The following is a 5,164-nucleotide window of genomic DNA, read 5'->3' as shown; positions in this document are numbered from 1 at the left end:
CGCCATCGCACGCGCCAGCGAACATCTCAGCGGCCACGGGCTCGCAGGTGCTGATCCACTGCGCCGACCTGTTGGCGCACACATCAGCAGGGCACTGGAGCGCTGCCTCGCCAATCGGCCGACCGACAACCTACACCCCGGACACCGACAACACAGCGAAAGGAGAAGCGGCACTTCCGCTCCCGGCCAAAGCCAGGAGTTTCCGCACCGCAACAAACAGATGCCCTCGCCTCACGCCTGCTCACCGCTCCGACTGAGTCGACACCAGCCAATGTGGCATACGCTTCGCCGCTTAGGCGCACAACCCGGTACTCGCTGATGATGCATTCGGGTCCCAACTCGCCGAGTTTCGCATATTCCCGTTGCGCCGCGGCGCTGGCAGCGAAAGTAAGGTGGCATAGATGATTTCACCGTGCCGCCATGGCTATCGGAGTGTCGCCGCCTTCGCACTGGCTTGCGTGATCATGACGTCGGCGTGTTCACACGTCCTCAGCGGACAGCCGCGCGCGCTGTCGGCTCGAGACAGTGCGGCCCCGAGCGTGGCCCCGACCGATCTCGACAAACTGCTGCTGTCGGACGAACACATCAGCGACATCGTCGGCGCCGACCCGCTGGCAACCTTCCACACCTATTCGACAATCACCCCGGCCGATGCCAGCGAGACCTTCTCAGATCCGAGCTGTGCCGAAGCAGTCTGGAACACCATGTGGACCGCCTACCACGGCTCTGGCTACACCGGAGCGCTCGGACACGGGTTGCGCGAGCCCGGCAACCGGCATACCCATTCCGTCGACCAAGGAGTGGTCACGTTTCCCACCGCTGATGCAGCCACCCTATTCGTCGCGCGCGTGACACTGGCCTGGCAGCACTGCGCCGACGCCCATTTCAGCGACACCGGGCTCACCGGGCCGCCGCCGAACACCCGAACCGATTGGTACACAGTGGGATATCCGATAATTTCCGATATCTCAACACTCGTCATCCACCCGGAAGGCAAGGGCGAACAGACCAACGTACGCGCAATCACCTCACGCTCCAATGTCGTCATTGACGTCGCTGCACAAGGCCCCGCCATGGTCACCGACAAGATGGTGACAATCGCGAACGCGATCGCCGCCAAGCTACCCCACTAAATTACGACCTCGCCAAGGCCGCCGCCGAGGAAGATGCCCCCCGCCCCGAGGAGGACGCTCCGCTGTTGACCTCCTATGCCGCTTGCGCGTCATCGGTCCCCCAGGGTGGCCAGCGCGCGTGACCACTGGTCGTTGAGCCGCTCGAGTTCTTCGAAATGCCCTGGGGCTGGCTGGGATTGGTGTCTGTTGGCTTCATCGGTACGCAGGTGCGCATAAACCTTGCGCACAATTTTGCGTTCCAGGCACCGCAGGGCTTTGGCGTGTGTGTCACCGGCGTCGCGGCGCCGACGGTAGTAGTCGGCGCCGGAGCCGCCCCGCAGTTGGGTGAAGGCGATGCGGAACAGCGCGGCGTTGAGTTGGCGGTTGCCGCAGCGGCTACCGCGCAGCCGCACTTGGCTGCCTCCCGAGGTGTGTGGGATGGGGGCGAGGCCGGCGTGGCGGGCGTAGGCGGCTTCGCTGCGGAACCGGTGCACGCCGGCGGTTTCTCCGATGAGTTTGGCGGCGGTGAGTTCGGCGCAGCCAAACAGCGTCAAAAGTGAGGGCGCCGCGGCGCGCACGCGCACGGCGATACGGCGTTCCAGGGCGTCGATTTCGTCGGTGAGCCTGGCGATGTCGGTCAACTCGTCGTAGGCCAGCTCCGCGAGCAAGCCGGGCTGGGTGGCCAGCCAGCTCCGCAGCACTTGACGTGGAAGCTCATGGTCGAGCCTCATCCGTTTGCTGGCGTGGGGCGGGTCGAGTTCGTGGACGCGCCACATCAACCGGTTCATGGTCGCGCGCCGGTGCTGAACCAGGTGCTCGCGGCGATCGACGAGCAGCTTCAATTCCCGCGAGGTGTCGTCGTGGCTGGCCACGGGCAGGTCCGGTTCGCGCAGCACCGCGCGCGCCACGGCCAGGGCATCAATGGGGTCCGACTTGCCCCGGGTGCGGGCCGAGGCACGGGTGCGGGCCATCAGTTGGGGTGGCACCCGCACGACGTGTTGTCCTGCGTGGAGTAAGTCGTTTTCTAATCGCGTGCTGAGGTTGCGGCAATCCTCCACCCCCCAGACCAGGCCACCCTCGAAGGTGGCGCGGGCCCAGCTCAGCGCCTCGAGGTGCCCGTCGGTGGTTGCCGCCACGGTAATTTCTGCCAGCTTTCGGCCGCCGCTGTCGACCCCGACGAAGGTGTGGGTGGCCTTGTGTGCATCGACACCGATCACGACATCCATTGGCACCACCTCGCTTTTGTGTGCAGCAGGGATTGTCGGCCGCGTTGCGGCCGCTCACCGTGCTTGTGGTGTGCGCGTGAGACACCACAAGCCTCCTCCCCCGCCTGGAGCCGGCAGTATTCGCCTTAGCGCGCCGAGGCGCGCACTACTGGCCTAAGCCAGGCCTCAGGTGTTGCAAGCATCCGGCCGCCGCGCATGGCGGTTGCGACACTTGCGAGTGGCGTACTGCTTTCGGTTCGGCCATCCCATCCCTCAGAAGAACGTGCCGGCAGTACCGCAAACAGGCCAGCCGCTGGGGCGGCAATACTACGGGGAGCCAGACATGCACCCGTCGGGACGTCTCGATGATATCGCAGGTGCCTCGCGCGCAGAACGGCGCAGAAGAAATCAATGTATGTGCGGGCGCTGCCTTTTCGCCATCACCCGGTCACCTCGGAGGCGGCAAGACGTCACCCGCCACGACGCTCCCACGCGCACAATTCACCTTTGGTAAAGAGCGTTCGGCACGTATCGGTAGTCTGATCCGGTGGCGATCTTCGGTCGAAAGACGGCGCGCCAGCGCCTCCGGAGAGCTACCCGGGAATCATTGTCGATGCCGGCCTTCAGCTCTCCTGTCGATTGCACCCCGTGGGTGATCGGTGGGCTTTGGCCTGCCGAGCTGTCGACGGTGACAGACGAAACCGCCACGCTTGCAGAGTATCTCGAGAAAGACCTGCAGCAAATCACCGGTAGTGCGAATAAGCAGCTGGGGATGGTCAAGCGAGCCGGACTCACTGATATGGGCCGGCGCGCGGCGGAGGCTCGCGTCATCGACGAAGCCCGCGCCCGCGCCGTGCGGCGAGTCGAATCGACGATTCGGCAGCTGGAATTGATGAAGGCGCAGACGCGCGCACGACGTCAAACCGCGCAGGTCGCGCGACGTTTCAGCACGGCTGACCTGGAAAGGACGCAAGTCATCCCCGCGGTCCCGGCAGCGGAACCTGATGTCGCTACGCCGGCGGTCGACGAAACCCAAGTCATCCCGGTGGTGCCGGCTGCAGAGCCCGTCGTCAGTGATCGGACGCTCGATCAGACGCAAGTCATACCTGCCGTCACCGCAGAGCCCGTCGCCAACGAGCCCGCTGCTGAAGAGCCGGTAACTGAGACTTTCGCGGTCGACGGCGATGACCTCGATTCTTCGCGGGGCCGGCATCGAGCTCCGTCCGAGGATGCCACGGTGGACGTGGCGATTCCGGTGCAACCGGAAGTCCGGGAACCGGAACCCGAACAGGAACCGGAACCCGAGCAGGTGGCCGTCAGCGAGCCGGAGCCGGCACCCGAGCCGGAGCCTGAGCCCGAGCCCGTGCCGGTGGCCGTCAGCGAGCCGGAACCCGAACCCGAGCCCGAGCCGGCACCCGTGGAGGTGGCCGTCAGCGAGCCGGAACCCGAACTAGAGCCGGCGCCCGAGCCGGAACTCGTGGATGCCCCGGCGGCCCCAATCAACGCCGAATCAGATTCCGAACGACTGCACCGGCTCTTGGCGTTCGTCGTTCGTCAAGAAACCGGGCTGAACTGGGCAGTCGGCGATCACGCGGACGGCACGACGCTGTTGGTCACCGATCTTGCCCACGGATGGATTCCGCCCGGAATCACCCTTCCGGTGGGCGTGCGATTGTTGGCGCCCGGGCGCCAGACCGGCAAAGCCTCAGCACTGCTCGGTGACGCGATCCGGTCCGCCACCTACACCCCGGGCGATCGGGTCGGCCGGCCGGCCGACTTCGCCGCGACCGAATCTTCGGTGCAGGCCCGCGAACTGCCGGCGGTCGAAGATTTCGGATGGGAGCTGGGTCGAGTCACGCATTGGCGCGACGGACTTCCACGGTTGGTGCACACCCTGGCGAAAGCCGCCACCGCGGGAACGGGTGTCGTGGAAGAGGAAGCCGACCTGCTGCGTGTGCATCTCGACACCGCCCGCTATCAGCTGCTGAGCCAGTATCCGGATGTCGTGCCAGCGCTGTTGCTCAACTGCCTGTTGCTGGCCGCCACCGAAAGCAGCGTCGCGGGTGACGCGACGTCGGCCAACTATCACCTGGCGTGGTTCCAGAAGCTCGATGAACCGCCGGCCAGCCAGTGGACTGCCGAGACCTGATGGCTACTAGTGCGGGTTCTTCGAATCAGAACAGGTAGTCGATTACGCATGCGCTCAACGTCGATGCCTTCATAGATTTTCATCAACGGCCGGACCCACCGGGCGCAAACCTCCCTCAGGTGATCGAAATGCTAGCCATCCCGAAAACAGCGGTGCTACATCGCGATACCGCTGCAGCCACGCAACCTAGCCATGCGGCGGTCGAAGCATCAGCCGTCGCGCAAGCACGAAACTTCACCAGTGTGGTCCCGGAGCCGGTGCTCATCAGCGAACGCCAGGTGACGTTCGCAACGGCCGTCGCACTTGGGGCACCGCGGCCCTGCACCGCCCCGCGCCCTGGGCTTATCGCGCTCTGGCAACGGTTGGTGCGGAGCGTCAGCGTCGAGCGTGAGCCGCGCCGCCGGTACCCGCCACGGAGGATCAGCTACTTCGAGCAGGCGGCGACGGCCCGTGAGATGGACCGACTGTGAACGAGCTTCTGATGGTCGCCGAAGGCGTTGTGCTGATCGTGGTCAGCATCGGAGTCCACCACCTCTCCGCATGGTTGGAACGCTGGGATTACGAACGCCATTGCGAGGATTGAGCCGGCAGCGGATTTCGGCAGTTTGGAGTCTTACGATTCTTCTAGGCCGCGTGTGAAGGTCAGAGGGCTAGCCTGGTGCTGCGGTGGGGATCCCCAATTCGGCTGCCGCTGCGAC

4 protein-coding genes and 1 pseudogene are annotated in these 5,164 nt (G+C 65.3%); 4 read left to right on the top strand and 1 reads right to left on the bottom strand.

What is annotated here, in order from left to right:
* The first annotated feature begins 401 nt into the window (after positions 1-401).
* Positions 402-1,133, top strand: a complete 732-nt coding sequence (locus AC5Y5O_RS31700; protein WP_082811594.1) for a sensor domain-containing protein — start codon at positions 402-404, stop codon at positions 1,131-1,133.
* Positions 1,134-1,222: 89 nt separating this feature from the next.
* Here the strand turns inward: AC5Y5O_RS31700 and AC5Y5O_RS31695 are convergent, their stop codons facing one another.
* Complete coding sequence (locus AC5Y5O_RS31695) at positions 1,223-2,338, bottom strand: IS110 family RNA-guided transposase (protein WP_239723499.1); 1,116 nt, start codon at positions 2,336-2,338, stop codon at positions 1,223-1,225.
* 526 nt (positions 2,339-2,864) lie between these two features.
* On the opposite strand from AC5Y5O_RS31695, the pseudogene AC5Y5O_RS31690 reads away from it, so the two are divergent.
* The 3 genes and pseudogenes from AC5Y5O_RS31690 to AC5Y5O_RS31680 form a co-directional block, all read left to right on the top strand.
* Positions 2,865-3,198, top strand: a pseudogene (locus tag AC5Y5O_RS31690) (hypothetical protein); the annotation flags it as partial.
* An 11-nt stretch (positions 3,199-3,209) separates the two neighbouring features.
* The gene (locus AC5Y5O_RS31685) at positions 3,210-4,466 is read left to right on the top strand and encodes a DUF5631 domain-containing protein (protein ID WP_338048819.1); all 1,257 of its coding nucleotides are present in this window, start codon (positions 3,210-3,212) and stop codon (positions 4,464-4,466) included.
* A 119-nt stretch (positions 4,467-4,585) separates the two neighbouring features.
* Entirely contained in the window at positions 4,586-4,936 is a 351-nt protein-coding gene (locus AC5Y5O_RS31680) for a hypothetical protein (protein WP_061559441.1), read from the top strand.
* Positions 4,937-5,164: the final 228 nt, after the last annotated feature.

This window comes from Mycobacterium sp. NGS40 (assembly GCF_059812735.1).
This window is presented reverse-complemented; position numbering and strand designations above follow the sequence as displayed.